The organism is Reyranella sp., from assembly GCF_052439685.1.
Taxonomy (GTDB): Bacteria; Pseudomonadota; Alphaproteobacteria; order Reyranellales; family Reyranellaceae; genus Reyranella.
On the sequence record NZ_JBQVQG010000010.1, the window covers coordinates 99,609 to 125,256 of the forward strand.

25 protein-coding genes and 1 pseudogene are annotated in these 25,648 nt (G+C 67.0%); 15 read left to right on the plus strand and 11 right to left on the minus strand.

What is annotated here, in order from left to right:
* Nucleotides 1–43 precede the first annotated feature (43 nt).
* From ACT6UX_RS15105 to ACT6UX_RS15120, 4 genes are all read right to left on the minus strand, one after another.
* Nucleotides 44–748, minus strand: a complete 705-nt coding sequence (locus tag ACT6UX_RS15105) for a hypothetical protein (protein WP_444775979.1) — start codon at nt 746–748, stop codon at nt 44–46.
* Nucleotides 749–946: 198 nt separating this feature from the next.
* The gene (locus ACT6UX_RS15110; protein WP_444775980.1) at nt 947–1,939 is read right to left on the minus strand and encodes a Bug family tripartite tricarboxylate transporter substrate binding protein; all 993 of its coding nucleotides are present in this window, start codon (nt 1,937–1,939) and stop codon (nt 947–949) included.
* Nucleotides 1,940–2,054: 115 nt separating this feature from the next.
* Entirely contained in the window at nt 2,055–3,044 is a 990-nt protein-coding gene (locus ACT6UX_RS15115; protein ID WP_444775981.1) for a Bug family tripartite tricarboxylate transporter substrate binding protein, read from the minus strand.
* A gap of 46 nt (nt 3,045–3,090) precedes the next feature.
* Nucleotides 3,091–4,284 carry a CaiB/BaiF CoA transferase family protein gene (locus ACT6UX_RS15120; RefSeq protein WP_444775982.1) on the minus strand — a complete coding sequence of 398 codons (1,194 nt, stop codon included), beginning with the start codon at nt 4,282–4,284 and terminating at the stop codon, nt 3,091–3,093.
* 123 nt (nt 4,285–4,407) lie between these two features.
* Between ACT6UX_RS15120 and ACT6UX_RS15125 the strand changes: the two genes are divergently transcribed.
* The 5 genes and pseudogenes from ACT6UX_RS15125 (at nt 4,408) to ACT6UX_RS15145 (ending at nt 9,927) form a co-directional block, all read left to right on the plus strand.
* On the plus strand, nt 4,408–4,719 hold the full coding sequence (locus tag ACT6UX_RS15125; RefSeq protein ID WP_444775983.1) for a hypothetical protein: 312 nt from the start codon (nt 4,408–4,410) through the stop codon (nt 4,717–4,719).
* A 260-nt stretch (nt 4,720–4,979) separates the two neighbouring features.
* A pseudogene (gene leuA / locus ACT6UX_RS15130) lies at nt 4,980–6,689 on the plus strand (2-isopropylmalate synthase); the annotation flags it as partial.
* A 143-nt stretch (nt 6,690–6,832) separates the two neighbouring features.
* A complete protein-coding gene (locus tag ACT6UX_RS15135) occupies nt 6,833–7,051 on the plus strand; it encodes a hypothetical protein (protein WP_444775984.1) in 219 nt (72 codons plus the stop codon).
* 16 nt (nt 7,052–7,067) lie between these two features.
* The gene (locus ACT6UX_RS15140) at nt 7,068–8,693 is read left to right on the plus strand and encodes a TldD/PmbA family protein (RefSeq protein ID WP_444775985.1); all 1,626 of its coding nucleotides are present in this window, start codon (nt 7,068–7,070) and stop codon (nt 8,691–8,693) included.
* Nucleotides 8,694–8,706: 13 nt separating this feature from the next.
* Nucleotides 8,707–9,927, plus strand: a complete 1,221-nt coding sequence (locus tag ACT6UX_RS15145; RefSeq protein WP_444775986.1) for a lytic murein transglycosylase — start codon at nt 8,707–8,709, stop codon at nt 9,925–9,927.
* 7 nt (nt 9,928–9,934) lie between these two features.
* On the opposite strand, the gene ACT6UX_RS15150 is transcribed toward ACT6UX_RS15145, so the two are convergent.
* Nucleotides 9,935–10,870 carry a diacylglycerol/lipid kinase family protein gene (locus tag ACT6UX_RS15150; protein WP_444775987.1) on the minus strand — a complete coding sequence of 312 codons (936 nt, stop codon included), beginning with the start codon at nt 10,868–10,870 and terminating at the stop codon, nt 9,935–9,937.
* A 123-nt stretch (nt 10,871–10,993) separates the two neighbouring features.
* On the opposite strand from ACT6UX_RS15150, the gene ACT6UX_RS15155 reads away from it, so the two are divergent.
* The 5 genes from ACT6UX_RS15155 to ACT6UX_RS15175 all read left to right on the plus strand — a co-directional run bounded on the left by ACT6UX_RS15155 (nt 10,994) and on the right by ACT6UX_RS15175 (nt 14,097).
* Nucleotides 10,994–11,806 (plus strand): UDP-2,3-diacylglucosamine diphosphatase, encoded by an 813-nt coding sequence (locus ACT6UX_RS15155; RefSeq protein ID WP_444775988.1) that lies wholly within the window; start codon nt 10,994–10,996, stop codon nt 11,804–11,806.
* 4 nt (nt 11,807–11,810) lie between these two features.
* The gene (locus ACT6UX_RS15160) at nt 11,811–12,863 is read left to right on the plus strand and encodes a glycosyltransferase family 4 protein (protein WP_444775989.1); all 1,053 of its coding nucleotides are present in this window, start codon (nt 11,811–11,813) and stop codon (nt 12,861–12,863) included.
* 89 nt (nt 12,864–12,952) lie between these two features.
* Nucleotides 12,953–13,213 (plus strand): hypothetical protein, encoded by a 261-nt coding sequence (locus ACT6UX_RS15165; protein WP_444775990.1) that lies wholly within the window; start codon nt 12,953–12,955, stop codon nt 13,211–13,213.
* An 82-nt stretch (nt 13,214–13,295) separates the two neighbouring features.
* Nucleotides 13,296–13,676, plus strand: a complete 381-nt coding sequence (locus ACT6UX_RS15170; protein ID WP_444775991.1) for a VOC family protein — start codon at nt 13,296–13,298, stop codon at nt 13,674–13,676.
* A gap of 19 nt (nt 13,677–13,695) precedes the next feature.
* Nucleotides 13,696–14,097, plus strand: coding sequence for a RidA family protein (locus tag ACT6UX_RS15175; protein ID WP_444775992.1), 402 nt, complete (start codon nt 13,696–13,698; stop codon nt 14,095–14,097).
* On the opposite strand, the gene ACT6UX_RS15180 is transcribed toward ACT6UX_RS15175, so the two are convergent.
* The 3 genes from ACT6UX_RS15180 to xseA form a co-directional block, all read right to left on the minus strand.
* Entirely contained in the window at nt 14,094–14,528 is a 435-nt protein-coding gene (locus tag ACT6UX_RS15180; protein ID WP_444775993.1) for a hypothetical protein, read from the minus strand. The two genes, ACT6UX_RS15175 and ACT6UX_RS15180, sit on opposite strands and share 4 nt — an antisense overlap.
* Before the next feature lie 11 nt (nt 14,529–14,539).
* The gene (locus ACT6UX_RS15185; RefSeq protein WP_444775994.1) at nt 14,540–15,271 is read right to left on the minus strand and encodes a ribonuclease activity regulator RraA; all 732 of its coding nucleotides are present in this window, start codon (nt 15,269–15,271) and stop codon (nt 14,540–14,542) included.
* A 126-nt stretch (nt 15,272–15,397) separates the two neighbouring features.
* Nucleotides 15,398–16,921, minus strand: coding sequence for an exodeoxyribonuclease VII large subunit (gene xseA / locus ACT6UX_RS15190; protein WP_444775995.1), 1,524 nt, complete (start codon nt 16,919–16,921; stop codon nt 15,398–15,400).
* 57 nt (nt 16,922–16,978) lie between these two features.
* Here xseA and purD point away from each other — a divergent pair, with 57 nt between their 5' ends.
* Genes purD through pncA form a run of 5 tightly spaced genes read left to right on the plus strand, consistent with a single transcriptional unit; the run spans nt 16,979 to nt 22,252 of the window.
* Complete coding sequence (purD, locus tag ACT6UX_RS15195) at nt 16,979–18,259, plus strand: phosphoribosylamine--glycine ligase (protein ID WP_444775996.1); 1,281 nt, start codon at nt 16,979–16,981, stop codon at nt 18,257–18,259.
* Between the two features lie 58 nt (nt 18,260–18,317).
* Nucleotides 18,318–19,445 (plus strand): MBL fold metallo-hydrolase, encoded by a 1,128-nt coding sequence (locus tag ACT6UX_RS15200; protein ID WP_444775997.1) that lies wholly within the window; start codon nt 18,318–18,320, stop codon nt 19,443–19,445.
* Nucleotides 19,446–19,466: 21 nt separating this feature from the next.
* Nucleotides 19,467–20,510, plus strand: coding sequence for a tRNA preQ1(34) S-adenosylmethionine ribosyltransferase-isomerase QueA (queA, locus tag ACT6UX_RS15205; protein WP_444775998.1), 1,044 nt, complete (start codon nt 19,467–19,469; stop codon nt 20,508–20,510).
* Nucleotides 20,507–21,631: a tRNA guanosine(34) transglycosylase Tgt gene (gene tgt, locus ACT6UX_RS15210; protein ID WP_444775999.1), complete on the plus strand. Its 1,125-nt coding sequence runs from the start codon at nt 20,507–20,509 to the stop codon at nt 21,629–21,631. Before queA ends, tgt begins: the two co-directional genes overlap by 4 nt.
* A gap of 12 nt (nt 21,632–21,643) precedes the next feature.
* Nucleotides 21,644–22,252, plus strand: coding sequence for a bifunctional nicotinamidase/pyrazinamidase (gene pncA, locus ACT6UX_RS15215; protein ID WP_444776000.1), 609 nt, complete (start codon nt 21,644–21,646; stop codon nt 22,250–22,252).
* A gap of 104 nt (nt 22,253–22,356) precedes the next feature.
* Here the strand turns inward: pncA and pcaF are convergent, their stop codons facing one another.
* From pcaF to ACT6UX_RS15230, 3 genes are all read right to left on the minus strand, one after another.
* Complete coding sequence (gene pcaF, locus ACT6UX_RS15220; protein ID WP_444776001.1) at nt 22,357–23,559, minus strand: 3-oxoadipyl-CoA thiolase; 1,203 nt, start codon at nt 23,557–23,559, stop codon at nt 22,357–22,359.
* Between the two features lie 120 nt (nt 23,560–23,679).
* On the minus strand, nt 23,680–24,303 hold the full coding sequence (locus ACT6UX_RS15225; protein WP_444776059.1) for a class I SAM-dependent methyltransferase: 624 nt from the start codon (nt 24,301–24,303) through the stop codon (nt 23,680–23,682).
* 26 nt (nt 24,304–24,329) lie between these two features.
* Entirely contained in the window at nt 24,330–25,559 is a 1,230-nt protein-coding gene (locus ACT6UX_RS15230) for a DUF3419 family protein (protein WP_444776060.1), read from the minus strand.
* Nucleotides 25,560–25,648 lie beyond the last annotated feature (89 nt).

The following is a 25,648-nucleotide window of genomic DNA, read 5'->3' on the forward strand; positions in this document are numbered from 1 at the left end:
CCTGTCCACGAGGCGCCCGCGGTTCACACCGCGGGCGTTTTCGTCAGTAGTCGAGCTTCATCGGCAGACGTTCGGCGTCCGCCCGCTTGGCCAGGTCGGCGAGGAGCGCGAAGGCGTAGCGCGCGCACCCTTGCACAGTCCGCTGCTCGGGCGGCATCCGGCCCCAGGTTGCGATATCGGCGGCCGAAGCCTTCCAGATTGCAGCATTCAAATCCGCCAACTGACGACGCAGCGTCGTCACCGACCCCATCACCACGCGCCGACCGTCGACATCCTCGCCCTCGAACGTGATCTCGAAGGCGACCGGCAGCCACAGCTCGACGTTCCGCACGAGATGCGAGAAACGCGAGCGGAAACCATCAGAGGTGGATCGGGCGAGCGCGACGTCGTCATCCCAGTCTTCCGGCAGCACCGTAGGCATCCGCAAGCTCGGATTCTCCGCATAGGCGGCCCAGAGGACCAGCGACCCGAATCCATCCCAACCCGGCCGATGGGTGAACCACGGCGCCGTTTCGGTCTCTCCCCAGTCGAGGGGAGCGTCGACCCGATCGCCCAATGCCTTGGCCAGCACTGCGCGCCAGGCGAGCACCTTCGGACGAATCTGGTCCTGGCTTCGAGCGGCGCCTGTCGCTTCCCCGGACCCGGCCGGACGCGGCGCCCCACGTTTGCGCGCTGCGGTTTCGGCTGCACTTTCCCAGGCCCCCGCGTAATAGCGCGTGAGCGGCCCTACATAGACGTCTAGGGCCATGAACGCGCCGGTCCCTTCGGTTCGATTTCTGACTGCGGTAGCGGCTCGCACCCTCTCTACAGGTACAATCAGAACGAGCAGAAGTGCAATCGCGAATAGCCGGCGGACGCCTCTATTTTCGGCATGGAGTTTGCGTCACCAGATCACCCGACTCCGGCGCTCGGACAAGCACCGGGCCGGATTCGGCCGCTTCGCCCGCTACTGCGGCTCGAGGTTCAGCCCCTTCACCAGTTCGATCCAGACCGGCCCCTCCTCGGCCACGATCTTCTCGAAGAAGACGTGATCACGCGCTGCATTGTCGATGCCGAAGGTGGCGAGGATTTTCTGGATACGCTCGCTCTTGCCGCCCTCGACCATCAGGTCCGAGAGCTTCTGGACGATCTCCTTCGGCATGCCGGCGGGACCGACCAGACCGATCCAGCCCTGGACCTGGAAGGCCTTGTCGGTCACCCCCTGCTCCAGGAAGGTCGGCACGTCGGGTAGCTTGGCCATCCGCTTTCTGGTCGGCACCGCGATGGGCCGGCCGTTGCCCGACTGCAGCACGCCCGAGGCAGCGGCGACGCTGCCGCTGCCGCCCTGTACCGCGCCGGAAGCCACGTCCTGCCACATCGGCGCCTCGCCGCGGTAATGCACGGCCTCCATGCCGAGCTTGTAGTGGCGGTTGAGCGCCTCGACGGCGACATGGCTGTAGGAACCGGCACCGTAGGTGCCGAGACTGGTCTTGTTGGCGCGTGCATAGTCGGCGAGTTCGGCCAGAGTCTTCACCGGCAGCTTGGCATTCACGATCAGCGGCAGATGGCCTGCATCCATCCACGAGATCAGGACGAAATCCTTGTCCGGATCGTAGGGCAGCTTCTTGAACAGCACCTTGTTCATGATCATCGTGGTCGAGATCGTCCACATCAGCGTGTAGCCGTCGGGCGCAGCAGACTTCACCTGCTCGGCCGCGATCGCGCCGCTGGCGCCGGTCTTGTTCTCCACGGACACCGGCTGGCCGGTTTTCTGGGTGATGTACTCGCCATAGGCGCGGGCGAAGGTGTCGGTGAGACCGCCCGCGGGATAACCGCAGATGATGCGGATGGGTTTGTTGGGCCAGGCTCCCTGGGAAATCGCCGGAGCCGGCAGAGCAGCAGCAACTGCCGCGGCCGAGCCATAACGCAGCACATCACGTCGCGACGCACGCACGATCATCGATTGCCTCCCTACGGCGCGATTTTTTTTGACGGTCGGGGCCGTCTGGATGCGCCTGGGAGAAGCATGGCCGCGATTTCGCATTGCGTAAAGGCCACGCCGCAGTGCGGTCAGCCTACTGGGGTTCGATCCCCAGGCTCCTGATGACCTCGATCGAGACCGGCCCCTCTTCGTCGAGCACCCGGCGGAAATACGCGGCGTCGCGCGCGCCCTCGTCGATCGCGAAGGTGTCGTTGATCTTCTGGACGCGCTCGGTCCTGCCGGCCTCGACCATGAGCGTTGAGAGTCTCTGCACTACCTCCGGTGGCGTGCCGGCCGGTGCGGCGCAGCCGACCCAGCCGCGAATTTGGAACGCTTTCTCCGTCAGCCCCTGCTCGTAGAAAGTCGCGATGTCGGGCAGCTTCTTCATGCGCACCATCGTCGGCACCGCGATCGGCTTGACGCTGCCCGCCTGCAGGACCGCCGCACCGGAGGCGTAGCTGCCGGTAGCGCCCTGCACCGCGCCCGACGCCACGTCCTGCCACATCGCCGATTCGCCGCGATAGTGAACGCCCTCGATCTCGAGGCCGTAATGGCGGTTCAGCGTTTCGGTGACGATATGGGCGAAGGAGCCGATGCCGTAGGTGGCGAGCGAGACCTTCCGGCCCTTCGCCCAGGCGGCGAATTCCGGGATGTTCCTCACCGGAACGTCCTTGTTCACCATCGTCGGCAGGTGTCCGGTGTTGAACCAGGCGACCAGCGCGAAGTCCTTGTCGGGGTCGTAAGGCAGCTTTTTGAACAGCGCCTTGTTCTGCACCATGGTCGTCGAGTTGGTGAACATCAGCGTGTAGCCGTCCGGCGGCGCCTGCCTGACGATCTCCGCGCCGATCGCGCCGGCCGCGCCCGCCTTGTTCTCGACGATCACGGGCTGGCCGGTCTTCTCGGCGACGTACTCGCCATAGGCGCGGGCGAAGATGTCGGTGAGTCCGCCCGCCGGATAGGTGCAGATGATCTTGATCGGCCTGGCCGGCCAGGCCTGCGCAAGGACCGGCGCTGGCAGTGACGCCGCCAACGCCGAGAGTGAGCCATAGCGCAGCAGGTCGCGCCGCGTTGTCCGCAGAATCATGGTCGCCTCCCCCGATGGGCGGCGACTCCTCGTCGAGGCGGCCCTTCTAGGCCGTCCTGGTCGCGCCCGACTTGAGCATGGCGTCGATCTCGCCCTGCGTAAACCCGGCCTCCTGCAGGACCTCGATACTGTGCTCGCCCAGCCGCGGCTGCAGCCGGGTGATCTCCGGCCTGGTCTTGCTGAAGCGCGGCGGGATGTCAGCCATGCGCAGCTTGCCCTCGGTCGGATGATCGACATGCTTCCAGAAGCCGGTCGCCTCAAGCTGCGGATCGACGAACAGGTCGTCGAGCGTGTTCACCGGCCCGTGCGGCACGTTGGAGTTCTTCAGCAACTCGACCCATTCGGCATTGGTGCGCTCGGCGCACAGGCCGGCCAACGTCGAATAGTATTGCTCGACGTTCTTGAGACGGTTGGCCATGCCCTGGAAACGCTCGTCCTGCGCGAGGTCCTCGCGGCCGACCAGGGTGCAGAACTCCCGCCAGTGATTGTCGGTGTAGGGCAGCAGGGCAAAGTAGCCGTCCTTCGACGGATAGGGACGGCGCTCCTTGTTGAGCACGCGCTTGTAGCCCGCCGTGTCGAGCGCCGGCTCGAAGGTCTCGCCGTAGAGATGCTCGACCATCACGAACGAGACGAGAGTCTCGTACATCGGCACTTCGACCGACTGGCCCTTGCCCGTGCGCTCGCGCGCGAACAGGGCGGCCAGCAGGGCGGAGACAACGCCGTTCGAACTCGTCTTGTCGGCCACGATGGTCGGCAGGAAGCGCGGCTGCCCCGCGACCACGGTCTGCAGCGCCGCGAGACCGGAGCCCGCCTGGATGATGTCGTCGTACGCGGCCTTGGCGCCCATCGGGCCGGCAGAGCGGTAACCATAGGTCGCAAGGTAGACGATGCGCGGATTGATCTTCTCGAACTTCTCGTACTCGACGCCCAGTCGCTTGGCCGGCTCGGGCCGGTAGTTGTGCATGATGACGTCGGCGGTCTCGGCGAGCTTGAACAGCGCGGCCCGGCCGGCGTCCTGCTTGAGGTCGAGCACGATCGAGCGCTTGGAACGATTGCAGCCGAGATAGAAGGCGGACATGCCGGGGTTGCGGGCGGGCCCCAGCTGACGAGTCGTGTCGCCTTCGGGCGGCTCGATCTTGATCACGTCCGCCCCGAGATCGCCCAATTGCTGCGCCGCCCACGGACCCAGCACGACGGTCGTGCAGTCGAGAATGCGAACGCCGTCCAACGGACCTGCCATCTGATGATTCCTCCGATTCTTGCTTCCCGCTTACCACAAGTTGGTCACCATCCCAGGGCGAATTCACAGGCAACATCCGGTTCGCGCAGGGCGTTTCATCCTGCAGCAAAGGAGAGCGCAAAAATGAACATCGACGTCCTGCGTCTGGCCGGTTCGCTTGCGATGGCGAGCGCCGTCATGCTCACCGCCTCCGTCGCGATGGCCGGCGATTGGAAGAAGGGCCGGGGGCACCACAAGCACCATCATCATCACCACCACTACGACCGTGAAGTCATCGTCGTGCCGCCGCCGCGCCCGGTTTATTACGCGCCTCGTCCCGTGGTCGTTTACCCTGCTCCGGTCTATGCCCCGCCGGTCGCCTACGCGCCGGTCTATGGCCCTGCCTATCCGCGCGGCGGAAATCTCAGCATCGGGATCGACGTTCCCCTGCGGTGATCCGCTGAGGCCAGCTTCTCGCACTCAGGCGAAGGCGGGTTGACGGGCGCGGGCAAATCGACGATTGTCGCCGCCATCATGCTGCGACTGACGACGCTACGACTTATTGGCTGATCCGCCGCCCGACCGGGAAAACCGGAAGGGCCCTGCGGATCGCTTGTCGTTCGTCTCTGTTTTACCCAACCAGTCGCCGCCTCAATTCCATCCATCGCAGTGTTCGTTTGAGCCATACGGCCGTGCGCGGCGCGAGGAGCTACGTCATGTCATCCCAAAACCCTCACGACACCAATCCCCAGAAGCCCATGATGCCGATCGCGGCCGAGAAGTACGTGCCCTTCAAGCCCGTGCCCCTCCCCGATCGCAAGTGGCCGAACGCCGTGATCACCAAGCCGCCGATCTGGTGCGCGGTCGATCTGCGTGACGGCAACCAGGCGCTGATCGAGCCGATGGACTCCGACCGCAAGACGCGGATGTTCAAGCTGCTCTGCGACATGGGCTTCAAGGAGATCGAGATCGGCTTCCCGGCCGCCTCCGAGACCGACTTCGAGTTCGTGCGCGAACTCATCGAGAAGAAGATGATCCCCGACGACGTCACCATCCAGGTGCTGACGCAGAGCCGTCCCGAGTTGATCGAGCGCACCTTCGAGGCCTGCCGCGGCGCCAGGCGCGTCATCGTCCATCTCTACAACTCGACCTCGACCCTGCAGCGACGGGTTGTGTTCGGTCTCGACTATGCCGGCATCATCGACATCGCCGTCTCGGGCGCCAAGCTGGTCAAGCAGATGGCCGACGCCGACCCGAAGACTGAATGGGTGTTCGAGTATTCGCCCGAAAGCTTCACCGGCACCGAGCTCGAATTCGCGCGCGACATCTGCGCCGCCGTCGGCGACGTCTACAAGCCGACGCCGCAGAAGAAGATGATCATCAACCTGCCGGCCACCGTCGAGATGTCGTCGGCCAACGTCTATGCCGACCAGATCGAATGGTGCCATCGCAACTTCAAGTACCGCGACTCGATGATCCTCAGCCTGCATCCGCACAACGACCGCGGCACCGGCGTGGCAGCGGCCGAGCTCGGCTACATGGCCGGCGCCGACCGCATCGAGGGCTGCCTGTTCGGCAACGGCGAGCGCACCGGCAACGTCGACCTGGTGACGCTCGGCCTCAACATGTTCACGCAGGGCGTCGATCCCGAGATCGACTTCTCGAACATCAACGAGATCCGGCAGACGGTCGAATACTGCAACCAGCTGCCCGTCCATCCGCGTCATCCCTATGGCGGCGACCTCGTCTTCACCGCCTTCTCGGGCTCGCACCAGGACGCGATCAACAAGGGCTTCAAGTCGCTCGACTCTTCGAACAGCAAGGTCTGGGAAGTGCCCTATCTGCCGATCGACCCGGCCGATCTCGGCCGCAGCTACGAGGCGATCATCCGCATCAACAGCCAGTCGGGCAAAGGCGGCATCGCCTACATCCTGAAGAGCGACTACGGCATCGACATGCCGCGGCTGCTGCAGGTCGAATTCTCCAAGGTGATCCAGCAGATCGCCAACGAGACCGGCAAGGAAATCCAGCCAGCGTTGATCTGGGACACGTTCCGCAAGGAGTATCTCGAGAACGCCTCGCCGGTGGAGTTCGACAGCCATACGACGGTGCCAGACTCCGACCATCCCGACGTGCGGCTTCTCGATGCCAAGGTGACCTTCAACGGCAAATCGGCCACCATCTCGGGCCGCGGCAACGGCCCGATCGCGGGCTATGTCGATGCGCTGGGCAAGAATTGCGGCATCCAGATCCGGGTCCGCGACTATCACCAGCACGCGACGGGCGCCGGTTCCGATGCCCAAGCGGTCAGCTTCATCGAGGCCGAGACGCCGAGCGGCAAGGTCCTGTGGGGCGTCGGCATGGATTCGAACATCGTGGCGGCCTCGCTCAAGGCCGTGACCTGCGCCGCCAACCGCGCGGCCGCGCTCAAATCGCGGTACCGCCCCTCCCGGGAGGGCGTTAGCATCCGGCGCGCGGGAACCCTCCCGCGCGCCCGCACTGGTCATGGACTGAAGAAGTGGCTCTTCCCGATCCTGTTGCGACACGCCGGCGGGCCGAAGGCCCCTTCATGCGCGGCGCCCGTCACGTCTGGAACGCCGCGATTTCCCTCACGCTGGGCACGATGATCGGCATCCTTGGCCACCAGTTCGTGGGCGATGCGGTGGCCCGCCTGTGGCCCGAGCAGGCCATGATCGCCGACCTCGTGCGTGCCACATTCTGGACACTCGGTATCGTCGCGACGGGCGTGTTGTTCTTCTCCTACTATCTCGACGACACGGGCCGTTAGCGCGTAGAACGGCCTCATGGCCAAAGCGAAAAAGACCGCCCCCAAATCCTCCCCGAAGAAGCCGACTGTGAAGAAGCCGGCTTCCAAGAAGCCGGCTGCGAAGAAGTCGGCGAAGCCCGCCACCCGGAAGGTGGTGAAGAAGGCAATGCCGAAGAAGGTTGCGCCGAGGAAGAAGGTTGCGCCGAAGAAGCCGACGAAGGTCGCCTCGAAGACGGTGAAGCGGCAGGCACCGAAGGTCGCCAGGTTGCCGGCGCGCAAGCCTGCCGCCAAGGCCGCTACGAAGATTGCTCGCACGACGCGGCCGGCGGGGGCACCCGACGCCAATCTGCTCAACGACCTGCTGAAATGGGCAAAAGAGTTCGGCGCCGATGCGGCTGACGCGCTCTACGTCAACGGCGAGTCGATCTCGGTGGCGCAGCGGCTGGGCAAGCGCGAGAAGCTGGAGAGCAGCGAGGGCCGCGACCTCGGCCTGCGCGTCTTCGTGGGCAAGCGCCAGGCCTTCGTCTCCTCGACCGACTTCGCGCCCGCCTCGCTCCGGGAATTGGCGAGCCGCGCCGTCGACATGGCCCGCGCCGTCCCCGAAGACCCGATCTGCGGCCTCGCGCCCGAGGAGCTGCTGGCCCGGACGTGGCCGGACCTCGACCTCGACGACAGGACCCGCCCGACGGCCCGCAAGCTGCTGGCCCTGGCGAGCGAGGCCGAGGATGCCGCGCGCGCCGTGAAGGGCGTGACCAATTCCGAGGGCGCCGAAGCCGGCTGGGGCCGCACCTCCGTCATGCTGGCGGCCAGCAACGGCTTTTCCGGCGGCTACAGCCGCAGCGGCTTCTCGCTGTCCTGCTCGGTGCTGGGCGGCGAAGGCACCGGCATGGAGCGCGACTATGAGTGGGCCAGTGCCGTCCATCTCGAAGACCTGATGTCGGCCGCCAAGGTCGGCCGCAATGCCGGCAAGTTCGTCGTGCGCCGCCTCAACCCGCGCAAGGCGCAGAGCGCGCGGGTGCCGGTGATCTACGACCGCCGCGTCTCGGGCGGCCTGATCGGCCATCTCGCCGGCGCCATCAACGGCCGCGCCGTGGCGCGCGGCACGTCGTTCCTCAAGGACAAGATGGGCGAGCGCGTCTTCGCCGAGGGCATCCGCATCCTCGACAATCCGTTGCGCAAGCGCGGACTGGGCAGCCGTCCGTTCGATGCCGAAGGCCTCGCGACCTCGCGCCGCGCGGTGATCGACGACGGCGTGCTGACCACCTGGCTGCTCGACCTCGCGGCGGCGCGACAGCTCAACCTCGCGCCGACCGGCCACGCCTCGCGCGGCGTCTCCGGCCCGCCCTCGCCCACCACCTCGAATTTCTATCTCGAGAAGGGCAAGCTTTCGGTGAAGGAGTTGATCGGCGACATCAAGAGCGGTCTCTACATCACCGACATGATCGGCTTCGGTGTCAACGGCGTGACCGGCGACTATAGCCGCGGCGCCTCCGGCTTCTGGATCGAGAATGGCGAGCTCGCCTGGCCGGTGAGCGGCATCACCGTCGCCGGCAACCTGAAGGACATGTTCCTCAACATGACGGCCGCGAACGACCTCGAATTCAAGAGTTCGACCAACGCCCCGACCGTCAGAATTGAAGGGCTGACCGTCGCCGGCTCGTGATAAACTGGCGGGCATGACCTTCATGCCCAATGCACGAATTCTCGCCGCAACGACGGCGCTTCTCTGCGGCCCCGCCTTCCTCGGGGCTGCGCCCGCACAGGCCCAGGATGGCGGCTTCCGCGACTGCCTGGCCGGCATCAAGGCCGATGCGCTGAAGCAGGGCGTACCGGCATCGGTCATCGACCGCGCCTTCCAGGGGCTGACGCCCGACCAGAAGGTCGTCGATCTCGACAACCGCCAGCCCGAATTCTCGCTGACCTACGCCAAGTATGTCGGCGGTACGGTTTCGCTCGATCGCATCCAGAAGGGTCAGCAGAAACTGGCGCAGCATCGCGCTCTGCTCGACCAGCTGCAGGCCGAGTACGGCATCCCGCCGCAATACATCATGGCCTTCTGGGGCATCGAGACGAACTACGGCACCTACATGGGCGACTTCCGCGTCGTGCGCTCCGTCGCGACGCTCGCCTGCATGACCAAGCGCAAGGAATTCTTCAGCAACGAGACCGTCCAGGCGCTGCGCATCCTGAACACCAACCACATGACCAGCGACCAGATGCGTGGCTCGTGGGCCGGCGCCATGGGCAACATGCAGTTCATGCCCTCGACCTTCACCCGGTGGGCGGTGGACCGCGACGGCAACGGCAAGATCGACATCTGGAACAGCCTGCCCGACGCCTTCGCCTCGGCCTCCAACTACCTGCGCGGCGTCGGCTTCAAGCCCGGTCTCCCGTCGAGCGAGGAAGTGATGCTGCCCCAGGGTTTCCCGCTCGACCAGGCCGACACGACGGTCGAGAAACCGGTGAAGGCCTGGGCCGCGATGGGCGTCAAGAAGATGAACGGCGGCGCCCTGCCCGCGGTCGACGATGCCGCCTCGATCCTGCTGCCCGCCGGCTTCCGGGGACCTGCCTTCATCATCTATCCGAACTTCAAGGCGGTGATGAACTGGAACCGCTCGACGCTCTACGCGCTGTCGGTCGGCATCCTGGCCCGCCAGATCGCAGGCGGCCCGCCGGTGCAGCAGCAGGCTCCGGCCGACGATGCGCCGATCTCGCGCAACACCGTCATCGACATGCAGATGCGCCTGGCGCGCCTCGGCCTCTACAAGGACGAGGCCGACGGGCTGCTCGGTCCCAAGACCCGCTCGGCACTGCGCCTCTTCCAGCAGCAGCAGGCGCTGCCGGCCGACGGCCATCCGACGCAGGAATCGGTGCGCCGCCTGCAGTCCGTCCGGTGAGGACGCTCTAGCCCGGCGCCAACAGCCGCACCGTTTCGGTCGAAAGGCCGATCGAAACGGGCAAGGTCAGCGCGTCGTCGCCGTCGATCTGGACCGGCTGGCGCCGCCGTTCGCCGGCATCGTTGAGGACCGATATCCTGACCTCCCGGCCGACGACGACACGATAGCCGGGCGTCCGCGGCAGCGCGCCCAGCACGAGGGCCACTCCGAAGCGCAGCGCGTGCATCCAGCCCCAGCGCTCGAACAGGCAGACATGCAGCAGCGGGGCGTCGAGCGACGCTTGCGGCGCCACGACATAGGGGCCGGCATAGTGACGGGCGTGCGTCACGATCACCGATGCGGCCTCGTGACGGACGCCGTCGATCTCCACGGCATAACGCACCGGACGGTAGCGCCTCGCCTCGACCAGTGAGCGCCAGACATAGGCGCCCTTGCCCCAGCGGCGTTTCAGCGGCGCACTGACGCCTGCCACCACCTTGGCATCGAAGCCCGCGCCAGCCATCAGCGAGAAGCAGCGAGGACGGTCGGCGCCGCTGGCCCGGCCCGGATGCATCAGCACCTCGCGGCCGGCCGTGATCGCCTGGGCGAGCGCCGAAGCGGTCGAGCCCAGTCCCAGCTCGTGCGCCAGCACGTTGGCGGTTCCCAGCGGCACGAGAGCGAGCGGCGGCGCCGTGGCCGCGCGGGCCGCGAGACCGTTCACCACCTCGTTGATCGTGCCGTCGCCGCCCGCGACCGCGATCACGCCATAGCGTCCGGCATCGCACCGCTCGGCATGGCGGCGCGCGTCTCCTGGCGCTGCCGTCTCCACGACGTCGACCGTCCAGCCGTGCGCGCGCACGTGGCGCACGACCGCGTCGACCAGTCCGCGGCGGCGGCGGCCGGCGGTCGGATTGAAGATGAGGAGCACCGATGGTGCGGCACCGATGGTCGAGGCGAATGTCATAGAACAGTCACAACCAATACACCTCCACGCAACGGCTGCCTTACACAATCCCAAGCGTACCGTGCAATCTCGCACAACAGATTTTGTGCCGGCCGACACTATCCACATGACCGTGCCTTCCTCATGACACTCCACGAACGCCACCAGCCGGCCCGGCACAGGGCGATCTTCCTGTCCGACATCCATCTCGGCACACGCGGCTGCCAGGCCGACCTGCTTCTCGACTTCCTGAAGAAGAACGAGAGCGAGCATCTCTACCTGGTGGGAGACATCGTCGATGGCTGGCGCCTCAAGCGCTGGTGGTACTGGCCACAGAGCCACAACGACGTCGTGCAGAAGATCATGCGCAAGGCCCGCAAGGGCACGAACGTGGTCTACATTCCGGGCAACCACGACGAGGCGGCGCGGCAATACTGCCAGCTCACCTTCGGCGACGTGCGCGTGCAGGACGAGGCGATCCACGAGACGCCCGACGGCCGCAAGCTGCTGGTGATCCACGGCGACCAGTTCGACGGCATCGTGCGCTACGCCCGATGGCTCGCGATCCTCGGCGACTGGGCCTATGCCGCGGCGCTGCGCCTCAACACGATCTTCAACTGGGGACGCCGCAAGCTCGGCCTGCCCTACTGGTCGCTCTCGGCCTTCCTGAAGCACCGGGTCAAGAACGCCGTGCAGTTCATCAACGACTATGAGAGGGCAGTGGCCAGCGAGGCCCGCCACCGCGGCGTCGACGGCGTCGTGTGCGGGCACATCCATCACGCCGAGATGCGCATGATCGACGGCGTGCTCTACTGCAACGACGGCGACTGGGTCGAGAGTTGCACGGCGCTCGTCGAGGATTTCGACGGCCGCCTGCGCATCGTCCATTGGGCGGACGAGATGGCTCGCCGCGAGTCGCGCCTGCCTCTGTCCCACGTCCAGCTCGCCGCGGAGTAGACGCTTGCGCATTGCCATCGTTTCCGACGCCTGGCGGCCTCAGATCAACGGTGTCGTTCGCACGCTCGAGACGGTCGCGCGCATCCTTCGCGCCGAAGGCCACGAGGTCGAGGTATTCGGCCCCGACCGGTTCCGTACTCTGCCCTGCCCGACCTATCCCGAAATCCGGCTGTCGCTGTTCCCCTCCTCGCGGCTCAGCCACATGCTGAATCTTTTCGCGCCCGATGCCATCCATCTCGTCACCGAGGGACCGCTCGGCTGGGCGGCGCGCGGCTTCTGCCGGCGGCGCGGCATCCCCTTCACGACCGCCTATCACACGCGCTTCCCGGAATATGTCCGTGCCCGCATCTTGCTGCCGCTGTCGTGGAGCTACGCATTCGTGCGCCGCTTCCACGCGCCTTCTGCCGGCGTGCTGGTCGTGTCGCCGGCGATCCGCGACGAACTCGGCGCGCGCGGCTTCAGGAACCTCGTCCCCTGGTCGCGCGGCGTCGACATCACCGCCTTCAAGCCGCAGCCGCACGAGGACACCGGCGATCCGCGCCCCATCTGGCTCTATGCCGGCCGTGTCGCCATCGAGAAGAACATCAAGGCCTTCCTCGACCTCGATCTGCCCGGCACCAAGTGGGTGGTGGGCGGCGGGCCGCAGCTGAAGCCGCTGCAGCGCCGCTATGCGAACGCGCGCTTCTTCGGCTCGGTCGCCCCCGACGAGCTTTCGTATCGCTATGCACAGGCTGACTGCTTCGTCTTCCCGAGCGTCACCGACACGTTCGGCCTCGTGATGGTCGAAGCGCTCGCCTCCGGCGCGCCGGTCGCGGGATATCCCGTGCCCGGACCGCTCGACGTGGTGACCGATCCGAAAGTTGGAGCGCTCGACGAGGATCTTCGCACGGCCTGCCTCGCCGCGGTGTCGCGCGATCCCGAGGATTGCCGCCGGCATGCGGAAACCTTCACCTGGGAACGCTGTGCGCGGCAGTTCCTGGAGGCGCTGCAGGTCATTCCGCGCAGTCACTGGCAGCCGCTGCGCAATCGCGTGCTGCCCGACGCCGCCGCGCCTTGAACGGCGGCACCAGCCTCATTCATTCTGGGTTGCGGCCCACCCCCGTTGGAGAGTAGATGCGGCGTCCGCATTCCTGAAGGCAGACTGTCATGGCTATCCAGTACTTCGCCAAGGTGACCGCATCCGATCATGAGGTGCTGCAGCGCACCGTGAAGCACTATCCGCTGAGCTCCTATGCCGACTGGCATATGAAGGAGATGAGCCGCATGTCCGACTGGCGCAGCCGTCGGCATGCCATCAAGATGGTGCCCGTGACGCCGGAAGAATTCGAAGCCTACTGCAAGGCCAATGGCGTCCCCAGCGACATCATCACCTTCAAGGCCTTCGTCTGCGAGAAGGGCGGCGGCTGATCGTCCCACTGCTCACCGGCGCGTAACCGGTTGAAGTCGTCTGCGGCCTGCCTACGTTGAGGACAGCCCGCAGGAGACTTCCATGCCAGCCCTCAATCACCTGATCGTCCATGTGAAGGACAAGGATGCGTCGGCCGAGTTCCTGGCCGGCATCCTGGGCATCGAAGCGGGGCCGCAATGGGGTCCGTTCCGCCCGGTGCAGATGTCCAACGGCGTCACCTTGGATTTCATCGGCACGCCCCATCCCAGCACGACGCATTACGCCTTCCTCGTCGACGATGCCGAATTCGAAGCCTCGTTTGGCCGCATCCGCGAGGCAGGCATCCCCTACTACGCCCATCCCAACAAGAGCGGCCGGGGGGAGATCAACCATCTCTACGGCGGGCGCGGCGTCTATTTCGAGGATCCCGACGGCCACATGCTCGAGCTCATCACCAAACCCTACGGCGACCCTCCGGGTTAGCTTCAGAAGGATTTGCGACATGGCCAAACGCGACGCGGTCTTCCCGGCAAACGGCCGGCATGCGCTCTACAATGCCCACAAATATTCGCCCGCCATCCGCTCGGGCGATCTCCTCTTCGTGTCGGGCCAGGTGGGCAGCCGTGACGACGGATCGCCGGAACCGGTATTCGAGGATCAGGTCCGGCGCGCCTTCGCCAACCTGCGGGCGATTCTGGCGGCCGCAGGCTGCACCTTCGACGACGTGGTGGACGTCACCTCGTTCCATACCAATCCCGAGGCCCAGTTCGAGACCGTGATGAAGGTGCGCGGCGAGGAGATCGGCGAGGCGCCCTATCCGAACTGGACGGCCGTCGGCGTCACCTGGCTCGCGGGGTTCGACTTCGAAATCAAGGTCATCGCCCGCATTCCCGCGGCGGCCTAATACTGCGCCGCGCGGCTGCCGCTCATCACGCCCGCCTGACCCGAGCCCGGATCGGTCTCGCGGATCGCACAGACATACTGCCCGGGCAGCATCTGCACGTCGACGTAGCGGATGTTGCCGGGCGCGATCTCCATGTTCATCGCATTCGCCGAACCGCCGCCGCGGCAGCGCAGCGTGTACGGACCCGCAGCGAGTTCCGTGCGCATCCAGGTCTGCGTGCCGAGACGTCCGATCTCCTGGCCGTTGGCGGTAACGTTGAGCACCGGGCTGGCCGTCGACGGATTGAAGAAATAGAGCGCCCCCATGCCGGGTGGCGGCGGCGCGAACTGCTTGCCGGCAACATCCTGGCCCGGCGGCGCCATCGCCACGTTCGAGCTTTCGCAGGCGGCCAGGCCGAGTATCAGCAGCACGGCGATCGATGAAACACGCATGTTTGACCTCCTCACCCGCCGGCAGGCTCACCGGCCTTGATCCACGCCTGATAGAGTTTCTTCGTCTCGTCGTTCGGCGGATAGGTGCCGGTGATCGGATGGCCCTGTCCCACCCGGATCGCGACGAACTTCTCCAGCCGCTCCTGCTCGAAGGAATCGCGCGCCACCTCGTCGGCGAGATGCCGGGGCACGACGATCGCGCCGTCCTCGTCGGCCACGATGACGTCGCCGGGATAGACCGGAACGCCGCAGATCCCGACCGGAACCTGGACCTCGACGGGGCGCAGGTTGGCCATGCTGGGCGGCGCCGCGGCGGCCGAGCAATAGACAGGGAAGTCGAACTTGCCGATCACCGGCGAATCGCGCATCGCCCCGTCGCTCAGCACGCCCGCGAGACCGCGCACCTTGAGACGCAGTGCCAGGATGTCACCCAAGGTGCCTGAGCGCGTGTTGCCCTCGGTGGCGATCACCAGCACCGAGCCCGCGGGCGATTCCTCGATCGCGGTGCGCTGCGCATTCGGCGGATCGCTGGGACTCGGCGCTTTGTCGATGTCCTCGCGGCTCGGGATGTAGCGCAACGTATAGGCCGGCCCCACGATCCGCGCCGCCGCCGGATTGAGCGGCTTCACCCCGTTCACCGCGACATTGCGAAACCCGCGCTTCAGCATCTGCATCGAGACGGTCGCCGTGCTTGCATACAGGAAGTTTTTGATCGTCTCGGCCGACAGCGGTTCAGCGGTCATTGGCGCTCTCCCCCTCGCAACACCATCATTGTCATCCCGAGGCGAAGCCGAGGGATCTTTGCTTTGATCTTAAAGGTCCCTCGCTACGCTCGGGATGACAATTTTCATCTCATCAAGGCTCGTGCGTCAGAGCAGCGACCCTTGATTGCCAGTGCCGTCATCGCGACGACGCGGTGAGGAGGGCGGAGCCGCAACCGGCTTCGCCGCACCCGCTCCATCCGTCACGCGCGCGCCGACGCGGCCATCACTGAATTCGATACTGATCGTCTGGCCGGCGCTTGTGTCGGCGGCGGCGAGGACGGGTTGGCCTTCCTGGTCGCGGACCAGGGCGAAGCCGCGATTCAGGACCGAGTGAAAGGAGTAGCTCTCCAGCAACTTGGCCGCCTGGTCGACCTGGCGCTGGCCGTTCAACAGGAGGTCGTTGCCGTGGCGCTTCAGGCGGTCGCCCAGCTGGTCGAGCCGGTCGAAGGCGCGGGCATACTTCTGCAGCGCGTCGCTCTTGAAACGGTCGACCGCACGGTTCAACGCACGGCCCTCGGCGACCAGCGCCTGTTCCTTGGCGGCGATCACCGCCTGCGGGCTTACGAGGCGCGCGGCCGAGAGCTGATGCGCGCGTCGTTCGACGAGCTGACGCGCGGCGAGTGACAACCGCTCGCCGCTCACGTCGACCCGCTGCTGGCGCTCCTCGATCAGGCGCCGCGGATCGCCCAAGCCGCGGGCGAGGCCGGCCAGTTCCATCGACTGTTCGCGCAGCAGGCGCGTCATGCCGCCGACCAGGCGCTTGGCATAGTCCAGCGTCTCGGTCATCAGGTCGGCTCGCACCGGAACGGCCATCTCGGCGGCGGCGGTCGGCGTCGGGGCGCGGCGGTCGGAGGCGAAGTCGATCAGGGTCGTGTCGGTCTCATGGCCGACGGCGGAGATCAGCGGGATGGCGGAGGTCGCGGCAGCCCGCACCACGATCTCCTCGTTGAACGCCCACAGGTCTTCCAGCGAGCCGCCGCCGCGGGCCACGATCAGCACATCGGGCCGCGGCACGAGCCCGTCTTCCGACAATCCGTTGAAGCCGGCGATGGCGCGGGCCACCTCGCCCGCCGCCTTCTCGCCCTGCACGGCCACCGGCCAGACCAGCACGTGGCAGGGAAAGCGGTCGCTGAGGCGGTGCAGGATGTCACGGATCACGGCGCCCGACGGCGAGGTGACGACGCCCACCACCTGCGGCAGGTAGGGCAGCGGGCGCTTGGCGCTGGCATCGAACAGACCCTCGGCCTGCAGCTTCTTGCGCCGGTCCTCCAGCAGCTTGAGCAGCGCGCCTTCGCCCGCCAGTTCGAGCCGGTCGACGATGATCTGGTAGCGCGAGGAACCGGCATAGGTGGTGAGCTTGCCGGTGGCGATGACCTCCAGCCCCTCTTCGATCTTGATGCCGAGCCGCGGGATCGAGCCCTTCCAGCAGACTCCATCGATCACGGCGTTCTCGTCCTTGAGACGGAAGTAGCAGTGGCCCGAGCGCGGGAAGGAAGGCTGGCTGATCTCGCCGCGCACGCGCACCCTCGGGAACGAACTCTCGATCTCGCGCTTCAGGGCGAAGGAGAGTTCGGAAACCGAGAATTCCGGGACGTTCGAGGGGGCAGCCGGGGCGTCGAGGTTTTCCATCTGGGCCCGAACCTAGCCGCTTGTGCCCCCGGCGCAAACTGTGGTCAAAGCCTCGCCATGCGAATCCTGGTGGTGGGCGGCGGCGGCCGCGAACATGCTTTGTGCTGGGCGATTTCGGCCTCGCCGCTCTGCACGAAACTGTACTGCGCGCCGGGCAATGCCGGCATCGCGCAGGTTGCCGAATGCGTCGAAGACGTCGGCGCTGAGGATATCCCGGGCCAGGTGGCGCTGGCGCAGCGGCTGAAGATCGACTTCGTGGTGATCGCCCCCGACGCGCCGCTGGTGGCCGGCATGGCCGACGCCTTCGCCGAAGCGGGCATCAAGGCCTGGGGCCCGTCCAAGGCCGCCGCGCGCATCGAGGGCTCCAAGAGTTTCACCAAGGAACTCTGCCGCGCCAACAACATCCCGACGGCCGCCTACGAGCGCTTCACCGAGGTCGGACCGGCCGAGGCCTATGTCAGGTCCCAGCCCCTGCCGATCGTGATCAAGGCCGACGGTCTCGCCGCCGGCAAGGGCGTGATCATCGCCGAGACGGTCGACCAGGCGATCGAAGCCGTGCGCGACATGCTCTCGGGCAACCGCTTCGGCGCGGCCGGCGCCTCGGTGGTGATCGAGGAATTCATGCAAGGGGAAGAAGCGAGCTTCTTCGCCCTGACCGACGGCGAGCATGTCCTGCCGCTGGTCGGCGCCCAGGACCACAAGCGCGCCTTCGACGGCGACACGGGCCCGAACACCGGCGGCATGGGCGCCTATTCGCCCGCCCCGATCTTCGACGCCGCCATGCAGCAGCGCACGATGGACGAGATCGTGCTGCCGACCGTGCGGGCGCTCGCCCAGGCCGGTACCCCGTTCAGGGGCGTGCTCTATGCCGGCCTGATGATCGACGCCAAGGGCCCGCGGCTGGTCGAATACAACTGCCGCTTCGGCGATCCCGAGACGCAGGTGCTGATGATGCGGCTGAAGTCCGACCTCGTGCCGGCCCTGCTGGCCAGTGCCGAGGGCGGATTGAAGCATCTCGACCTGCGCTGGTCGCCCGATGCCGCCGTCACCGTGATCATGGCGACCAGCGGCTATCCCGATTCCTATCCCAAGGGCAGCGAGATTCGCGGACTAGACGAGGCCTCCAGGGTCGAGGGCGTGCAGATTTTCCACGCCGGCACCAAGGCCGGCCCGGACGGGAAGATCCTGGCCAATGGCGGCCGGGTCCTGAACGTCAGCGCCATGGCCCCGACCGTCGAGGAAGCCCGCGCCCGCGCCTACCGTGCGATCGACCTGATCGACTGGCCCGAGGGCTTCTACCGCAAGGACATCGCCTGGCGGGCGCTCAAGGCCTCGTAAGGCTGGCATGCGCCCTCCCCCGGAGACGGCGGCGGGAGAATCCTCTAGTTTCCCGCCCATGCCTGACGCCCTCTCCGAATCCCAGCGCCTGCTGGCCCAGCTTCGCTTTCCCTGTGGTGACGTGCCGGAACCCGGCGACATCAAGAACGTCGCCCCCGGTATCTACTGGCTGCGCATGCCGCTGCCGTTCCAGCTCAACCACATCAACCTGTGGCTGGTCGAGGAGAAGGACGGCTGGACGATCGTCGACACTGGGATCAATTCGCAGGACACGCGAACCCTGTGGGAGAAAATCTTCGCCGAGAAGCTCCAGGGCAAGCCGGTGGTGCGCGTGATCGGCACGCATCTCCATCCCGACCATATCGGCCTCGCCGGCTGGCTGTGCGAGAAGTGGAACGCGCCCCTCTACATGACGCTGGGCGAGTACATGAGCGCGCAGGCCGCACGCAACGACTTCGTCGAGAGCGAGGAGACGCGGGCGGCCCATGTCGCGCGCAATGGCGTGCCGGCCGACCGCATCGCCAACTTCCACCGCCACAAGGGCGGCTACGCCAAGGGCGTGGTGCCGCTGCCGACCGCCTTCCGCCGCATGATCCATGCGCATCCCATCACCATCGGCGGGCATCGCTGGGACGTCATCGTCGGCCGCGGCCACGCACCCGAACACGCCTCGCTGTGGTGCCCCGAACTCAACGTGATGATCGCGGGCGACCAGGTGCTGCCCAAGATCAGCACCAATGTCGGCGTGTGGCCCAACGAGCCGCTGGCCGATGCGCTGACCTGGTTCCTCGACGGCTTCTCGCGTTTCCGCCGCCTGCCGGCTGACGCGCTGGTCCTGCCGAGTCACGGCTTCCCCTTCATCGGCTTGCACACGCGGCTCGACCAGCTCGTTGCCCATCACGATGCGCGGCTGAACGACATGGAAGTGGCGATCGCCCGCAGGGGACCGGAGGGCGCGACCGGCTGGGACATGGTGCCGATCCTGTTTCCCCGCCATCTCGACAACAACCAGATCGTCTTCGCCTTCGGCGAGACCCTGGCGCATCTCCATTGCCTGGAGACGCGCGCGCGCGTGAAGCGGGTCGTCGTCGACGGCGTGCACCGCTTCGTGGCGCTGGCCGATCTCAATACCCTGCCCCCTGCCGACGATTCGGACGGCGTGGTCATGGACATCGGCCAGACCTGACGCAGGCCAGATCCTCAAACAATGCGCGTCGACCTTTTCGATTTTGCGCTGCCGGACGATCTGATCGCCCAGCGGCCTGTTTCCCCGCGCGACTCCGCGCGCCTGCTCGACGTCACGGGCGAGACGCTGCACGACCGCACGGTGCGGTCGCTGCCCGGCCTGCTGCGGCGTGGCGACCTCCTCGTCTTCAACGACACCAGGGTCATCCCGGCGCGGCTGAAGGGCGTCCGGCCGGGCCAGGGCATCCGTCAGGACGTGGCGGTCGAGGCCCTGCTGATCCGCGATCTCGGCGACCGGCGCTGGCGTGCCTTTGCCCGGCCCGGAAAGCGGCTGAAGCCAGGCGATACGCTGGTCTTCCCGGGCCTCCGCGCCCGCGTCGACTCCAAGGCGGAAGACGGCTCGCTGGTCCTGGCCTTCGACCAGGAGGGTCACGCCTTTCTCACGGCCCTCGAGCAGGAAGGCACGGTACCTCTGCCTCCCTACATTCGCGGCGGCACCGCCGACGCGCAGGACCGGAAGGACTATCAGACGCTGTTCGCCAAGCATGACGGTTCCGTCGCCGCCCCCACCGCCGGCCTGCATTTCACGCCGGAGCTGATGGCGGCGCTCGCCGACAGCGGCATCACCACGGCGGGCGTGACGCTGCATGTCGGCGCGGGCACGTTCCAGCCGGTGCGGGTCGACGACACCGACGCGCACACGATGCACGCCGAATGGGGCGAGGTTTCCGAGGCGACCGCGCGCGCCGTCGAGGCAACGCGCATCCTGGGTGGCCGCATCGTCTCGATCGGCACGACCTCGCTGCGTCTCCTCGAAACCGTGGCACGGGAGCATGACGGCGCCGTCAAGCCATGGAGCGGCGAGACCGACATCTTCATCTCGCCGGGCTTCCGGTGCCGCGCCGTCGATCTGCTGCTGACGAACTTCCACCTGCCGCGCTCGACCCTGTTCATGCTGGTCTCCGCCTTCGCCGGGCTCGAGCGCATGAAGCAGGCCTATGAGCACGCCGTCGCTGCGCGATACCGCTTCTATTCCTACGGCGATTGTTGTCTGTTGCGCCGATGAGCCTTTCCTACGAGCTGCTGGGCAACGACGGCGCGGCCCGCCGCGGCCGCATCACGACCGCCCATGGCACGATCGAGACCCCGGCCTTCATGCCGGTCGGCACCGCCGGCACCGTGAAGGCGATGCTGCCGCAGTCGGTCGCCGAGACCGGCGCGGAGATCGTGCTGGGCAACACCTTCCATCTGATGCTGCGGCCGGGCGCCGAGCGCGTGGCAGCCCTTGGCGGCCTGCACAAATTCATGAACTGGCCGGGCCCGATCCTGACCGATTCGGGCGGCTTCCAGGTGATGTCCCTCAAGGAGCTGCGCAAGCTCGATCCCGACGGCGTCACCTTCCGCTCGCCCAAGGACGGATCGCAGCATCGCCTGACGCCCGAAAGTTCGATCGGCATCCAGCGCCTGCTCGACGCCGACATCACCATGTCGTTCGACGAATGCACGAGCTGGCCCGCCGAAGAGCCGGAAGCCGCCTTCTCGATGCGGCTCTCCATGAAATGGGCCGAGCGCGGCCGCAGGGCCTTCGTGGAGCGGCCGGGCTACGGCCTGTTCGGCATCGTGCAGGGCAGCACCTTCCCCGAGCTGCGTGCGGAAAGCGCGAAGGCACTGGTCGACATCGGCTTCGACGGCTACGCGGTCGGCGGCCTCGCCGTCGGCGAGGGCCAGGAACTGATGTTCGGCACGCTCGACTACACGGTGCCGATGCTTCCTGCCGATCGGCCCCGCTACCTGATGGGCGTCGGCCGCCCCGGCGACATCGTGGGCGCCGTGAAGCGCGGCATCGACATGTTCGACTGCGTGATGCCGACGCGCGCCGGCCGCACGGCGCAGGCCTTCACGCGGCGCGGCGAGCTCAACATGCGCAACGCCCGCCATCGCGACGATCCGCGTCCGATCGACGAGCAGTGCGGCTGCCCCGCCTGCAGGCACCACAGCCGTGCTTACCTGCATCACCTGATTCGCGCCGACGAGATCCTGGGCGCCATGCTGCTCACCTGGCACAATCTCCACTACTATCAGGACGTGATGCGCGGGCTGCGCGGCGCCATCGAGAGCAAGAGCCTGGAGTCGTGGGTCGCCGCGTTCGAGCGCGACCAGGCGCTGGGCGACATCCCACCCCTGTAGCGGAGCGTACCGATGCCGAACGAGGCCCTGATCGTCGTCGACGTCCAGAACGACTTCTGCGAGGGCGGTGCGCTGGCCGTTGCCGGCGCCAACGCCATCGTCCCGCTGGTCAATCGCCTGATCGGCCGCCACGACCATGTCGTGCTGACCCAGGACTGGCATCCGGCCGGCCATGCCTCGTTCGCGAGTTCATGGCAGGACGCGGAGCCCTTCTCCACCGTGCAATTTCCCTACGGGCCGCAGGTCCTGTGGCCGGACCATTGCGTGCAGGGCACGCCGGGCGCCGCCTTCCATACCGACCTGGAGATCACCAAGGCGCAGATGATCGTGCGCAAGGGATTCCACACCGGCATCGATTCCTATTCGGCGTTTCGCGAGAACGACCGCATGACCCGCACCGGCCTCGACGGCTACCTGAAGGCGCGCGGGTTCACGAAACTGGTCTTCTGCGGCCTCGCGCTCGACTACTGCGTCGCCTGGTCGGCCATCGACGCACGCCAGGCGGGCTTCGACGTCGCCGTGGTGGTCGAAGCCACGGCCGCCATCGACCTCGACGACAGCCGCAAGCGCATGATGAGCGACATGCGCCGCGCGGGCATCAATTTGAACGCTACGGCCTAGGTGCTGCGCCGCTGGCGCAGACCGGCGGCGTATAGCGCTGCAGGGAGCGAGGCGACCGAAGCGCGGGCGCCGCACGCCTCAGAAAAGGTCTCGGTGTCGAGACCTCACACACGCTCCAGCGCGAGCGCAATGCCCTGGCCGACGCCGATGCACATGGTGGCGAGCGCGCGCTTGCCGCCGGTGGCCTCGAGCTGGTTGAGCGCGGTGATCATCAGGCGGCCGCCCGAAGCGCCCAGCGGATGGCCGAGCGCGATCGCGCCGCCGTTCGGGTTCACGTTCTCGGCGTCGTCGGCAAGACCCAACTGGCGCAGCACGGCCAGCGCCTGGGCGGCAAACGCCTCGTTGAGCTCGATCGTGTCGAAATCGCCGATGGTCATGCCGAGCTTGGCCAGCAGCTTCTGCGTCGCCGGCACCGGGCCGATGCCCATGACGCGCGGCGGCACGCCGGCCGACACGGTGCCGAGGATGCGCGCGCGCGGCGTCAGGCCGTTGGCACGGGCGGCGGCTTCCGAGGCGATGATCATGGCGCAGGCGCCGTCGTTGAGGCCCGAGGAGTTGCCGGCCGTCACCGAGCCGCCGTCGCGGAACGCCGCCGACAGCTTGGACAACGTCTCCATCGTCGTGTCGCCGCGGGGATGCTCGTCCTTCTCGACGACGATCTCCATCTTGCCCTTCTTCACGCAGACCTTGACGATCTCCTTCTCGAAGAAGCCGCGATCCTGGGCGGCCTTGCAGCGGCGCTGGCTGCGATAGGCGAAGGCATCCTGGTCGGTGCGGCTGATCTGGTGCTCGGTGGCGACGTTTTCGGCGGTCTGGCCCATCGGGTCGACGCCATAGGCCGCCTTCATGCGCGGATTGACGAAACGCCAGCCCAGCACCGTGTCCTCCAGCTTCATCGAACGGTCGAAGGCGCTCTCCGGCTTGCCCATCACGTAGGGCGAGCGGGTCATGCCCTCGACGCCGCCGGCGATCATCAGGTCGGCCTCGCCCAGCTTCACGGCACGGGCGGCGTGGCCCGCCGCTTCGAGGCCGGAGCCGCAGAGACGGTTCACGGTGGCGCCGGCCACTTCGACCGGCAGGCCCGCCAGCAGGCCCGCCATGCGGGCGACGTTGCGGTTGTCCTCGCCGGCCTGGTTCACGCAACCATAGATGACGTCGTCGACCGAGCCCCAGTCGACATTGGCGTTGCGCTGCATCAGCGCCTTGATCGGATGCGCGGCCAGGTCATCGACCCGCATGGCGCCCAGGCCACCATTGTAGCGGCCAACGGGGGTGCGGATCGCGTCGCAAATGAAGGCTTCGGTCATCTTGGGTACTCCCAACTCAGGCAATCGTTGCTGTCGGGTTAGCACCCGCCACGGGCGGTTGCCAATGCCCCGCGCGATGCCCCTGGGACAGGGGCGCCATGTCTTTGAGGGGATGGCGGACTAGATCGCGCGGCGGCAGACGGCGTATTGGGCATAGCCGAGATGCGGCCGCTCGAAGCGCCGGACCTCGATGTCGCCGGGCAGCCGCGCCAGGGCGGCCTCCAGCGTGTCGCGCGGGATGACGTGAAACAGCGCCAGCCATTGGCGCAGGCCGCCGCGGAACCAGCGCGGCAGCCGCTCCTGGCCGCCGAAGTCTACGAGATGCAACTCACCGCCGGGCTGCAGCCAGACGACCGACTGCGCCAGCGCCTGCTCCCATTCCGGGATCATCGACAGCGTGTAGGAGAAAAAGATGCGCGAGAAGCCCGGCACGCCGAACAGCAGCGCCGGATCGAAGCGCGTGGCGTCGGCATGGGCCAGCCGCACTCGCGCGACCAGTCCCTCTCGGTCGACGCGGCGGCGCGCCGTGTCGAGCATCTCGAGCGACAGGTCGATGCCGAACAGGGGTGCGGCGGGATGACGATGCGCCACCGCGACCAGGTTGCGCGCAGTGCCGCAGCCGATCTCCAGCACGCGACCGCCCGGCGGCGGCGCGAGGCCCTCGATCAGCCGGTCGCGGCCCAGCAGGTAGTATTTGCGGCTGAGATCGTAGACGTGGCGCTGGCGGCGGTAGATCCGGTCCATCAGACCGGCGTTGGCAAGCGTCGTGCTCACGGCTTCAGCACATAGAGATGGAAGCCGCCATAGATGGCCGATCGGTCGCGTGCAGTGAAGGCGCGCGACGCCTCGGCCTCGTAGTGCCATTGGTCGAGCAGCGCGGGCGCGACCCGGCCTGGCAGCAGCGAGGGCTCGGCGGCGGTACGGAAGATCGCGCGGGCGCCCGGCCGCGCCGTGCGCGTGATCTCGGCCCAGAGCGCATTGAGCTGGGCGTCGGTCATCCAGTCCTGCGCGTCGAGCAGCACGTAGCGGTCGCGCGAGCCAGCGGGACAGGAGGCGAGATAGTCGGTCACCGATCGGTTCATGACGTCGACGCGCTTGGCGCCCCGCTTCACCGCGGGGAAATTCTCCTGCCTGAGATAGGGTGGCAGGGGACCCCTTGCGTCGCGCGCATAGCCGCGACCGAAGGCCTGCCAGGCGAAGTAATTGTCGTCGAGGCTGAATCCGCAGGCCAGCCGCTCGACCCGGTCACGCAGCACCAGGCCCATGTCGCGGCCGCCGGCCAGCGCCTCGTACTGCGCCGGCGGGATGCCCAGGCCATAGAGCGACAGGCGGTTCGACGTGGCCCAGCGCACGGCCGGCTTGTCGAACAGCGGCGCCAGCACCGTGTCGAAGAAGCGCTGCTGCTCCTCGATGGTCCGCGCGGCGAGGAGTTTGCCGAAGTCGACGCCATAGACGCGCGCGGCGACGTGCGCGGCGCCGATGAAGCGGCCGAGCACGCCATGGCGATAGGCGTTCTGCGCAAAGATCGAGATACGGCGCCGGCCGCCGCGGTGCAGGCTGCGGCCCTCCCAGTAGGCGCGGCTCTCGGCATCGAGATGAGGTGCGATCTCGCGGTCGTAGACGCGCGGATTGGCACGCGAGTCGGCGGCGCCGAAGAAGCGATAGTAATCCGCCCAGGCCGGAAGCTTCTGCGCCGCCGTGAGTTTCAGCCGGTTGAGCGCCACATGGGCGCGGCTGAGATCGACGGCGGTGATGCGCGCCGGATCGGCCGTGAGATAGGACAGGATGTTGCAGCCGCCCGATGCGATGGCTACGACGTGGCAATCGGGCGTGAGCACCATCGCCTCCAGGTCGATCTCGGGATCTTCCCATATCTGGGCGTAGACGAGGCCACGGAACAGCCGCTCGAACAGCTTCTCCAGCATCCCTTCGCGGGACATGACCTTGTGGCGGCGCACCGCCTGCTTCAGGAGCGAATTGCTCTCAGCCCGCGGATGGATCAACCCAGCGACTCCAGCTCTATATCGACTCGCCGACGCTAGCCGTGGTCGGTGCCAGTTTGATGACGGACCCTGTGGGTTTGCGGACT

What these genes read in the sequence shown, in the direction of transcription:
- ACT6UX_RS15105 (WP_444775979.1), bottom strand. Translation starts at nt 748, where the DNA reads ATGGCCCTAGACGTCTATGTAGGGCCGCTCACGCGCTATTACGCGGGG.
- ACT6UX_RS15110 (WP_444775980.1), bottom strand. Translation starts at nt 1,939, where the DNA reads ATGATCGTGCGTGCGTCGCGACGTGATGTGCTGCGTTATGGCTCGGCC.
- ACT6UX_RS15115 (WP_444775981.1), bottom strand. Translation starts at nt 3,044, where the DNA reads ATGATTCTGCGGACAACGCGGCGCGACCTGCTGCGCTATGGCTCACTC.
- ACT6UX_RS15120 (WP_444775982.1), bottom strand. Translation starts at nt 4,284, where the DNA reads ATGGCAGGTCCGTTGGACGGCGTTCGCATTCTCGACTGCACGACCGTC.
- ACT6UX_RS15125 (WP_444775983.1), top strand. Translation starts at nt 4,408, where the DNA reads ATGAACATCGACGTCCTGCGTCTGGCCGGTTCGCTTGCGATGGCGAGC.
- ACT6UX_RS15135 (WP_444775984.1), top strand. Translation starts at nt 6,833, where the DNA reads ATGCGCGGCGCCCGTCACGTCTGGAACGCCGCGATTTCCCTCACGCTG.
- ACT6UX_RS15140 (WP_444775985.1), top strand. Translation starts at nt 7,068, where the DNA reads ATGGCCAAAGCGAAAAAGACCGCCCCCAAATCCTCCCCGAAGAAGCCG.
- ACT6UX_RS15145 (WP_444775986.1), top strand. Translation starts at nt 8,707, where the DNA reads ATGACCTTCATGCCCAATGCACGAATTCTCGCCGCAACGACGGCGCTT.
- ACT6UX_RS15150 (WP_444775987.1), bottom strand. Translation starts at nt 10,870, where the DNA reads ATGACATTCGCCTCGACCATCGGTGCCGCACCATCGGTGCTCCTCATC.
- ACT6UX_RS15155 (WP_444775988.1), top strand. Translation starts at nt 10,994, where the DNA reads ATGACACTCCACGAACGCCACCAGCCGGCCCGGCACAGGGCGATCTTC.
- ACT6UX_RS15165 (WP_444775990.1), top strand. Translation starts at nt 12,953, where the DNA reads ATGGCTATCCAGTACTTCGCCAAGGTGACCGCATCCGATCATGAGGTG.
- ACT6UX_RS15170 (WP_444775991.1), top strand. Translation starts at nt 13,296, where the DNA reads ATGCCAGCCCTCAATCACCTGATCGTCCATGTGAAGGACAAGGATGCG.
- ACT6UX_RS15175 (WP_444775992.1), top strand. Translation starts at nt 13,696, where the DNA reads ATGGCCAAACGCGACGCGGTCTTCCCGGCAAACGGCCGGCATGCGCTC.
- ACT6UX_RS15180 (WP_444775993.1), bottom strand. Translation starts at nt 14,528, where the DNA reads ATGCGTGTTTCATCGATCGCCGTGCTGCTGATACTCGGCCTGGCCGCC.
- ACT6UX_RS15185 (WP_444775994.1), bottom strand. Translation starts at nt 15,271, where the DNA reads ATGACCGCTGAACCGCTGTCGGCCGAGACGATCAAAAACTTCCTGTAT.
- xseA (WP_444775995.1), bottom strand. Translation starts at nt 16,921, where the DNA reads ATGGAAAACCTCGACGCCCCGGCTGCCCCCTCGAACGTCCCGGAATTC.
- purD (WP_444775996.1), top strand. Translation starts at nt 16,979, where the DNA reads ATGCGAATCCTGGTGGTGGGCGGCGGCGGCCGCGAACATGCTTTGTGC.
- ACT6UX_RS15200 (WP_444775997.1), top strand. Translation starts at nt 18,318, where the DNA reads ATGCCTGACGCCCTCTCCGAATCCCAGCGCCTGCTGGCCCAGCTTCGC.
- queA (WP_444775998.1), top strand. Translation starts at nt 19,467, where the DNA reads ATGCGCGTCGACCTTTTCGATTTTGCGCTGCCGGACGATCTGATCGCC.
- tgt (WP_444775999.1), top strand. Translation starts at nt 20,507, where the DNA reads ATGAGCCTTTCCTACGAGCTGCTGGGCAACGACGGCGCGGCCCGCCGC.
- pncA (WP_444776000.1), top strand. Translation starts at nt 21,644, where the DNA reads ATGCCGAACGAGGCCCTGATCGTCGTCGACGTCCAGAACGACTTCTGC.
- pcaF (WP_444776001.1), bottom strand. Translation starts at nt 23,559, where the DNA reads ATGACCGAAGCCTTCATTTGCGACGCGATCCGCACCCCCGTTGGCCGC.
- ACT6UX_RS15225 (WP_444776059.1), bottom strand. Translation starts at nt 24,303, where the DNA reads ATGGACCGGATCTACCGCCGCCAGCGCCACGTCTACGATCTCAGCCGC.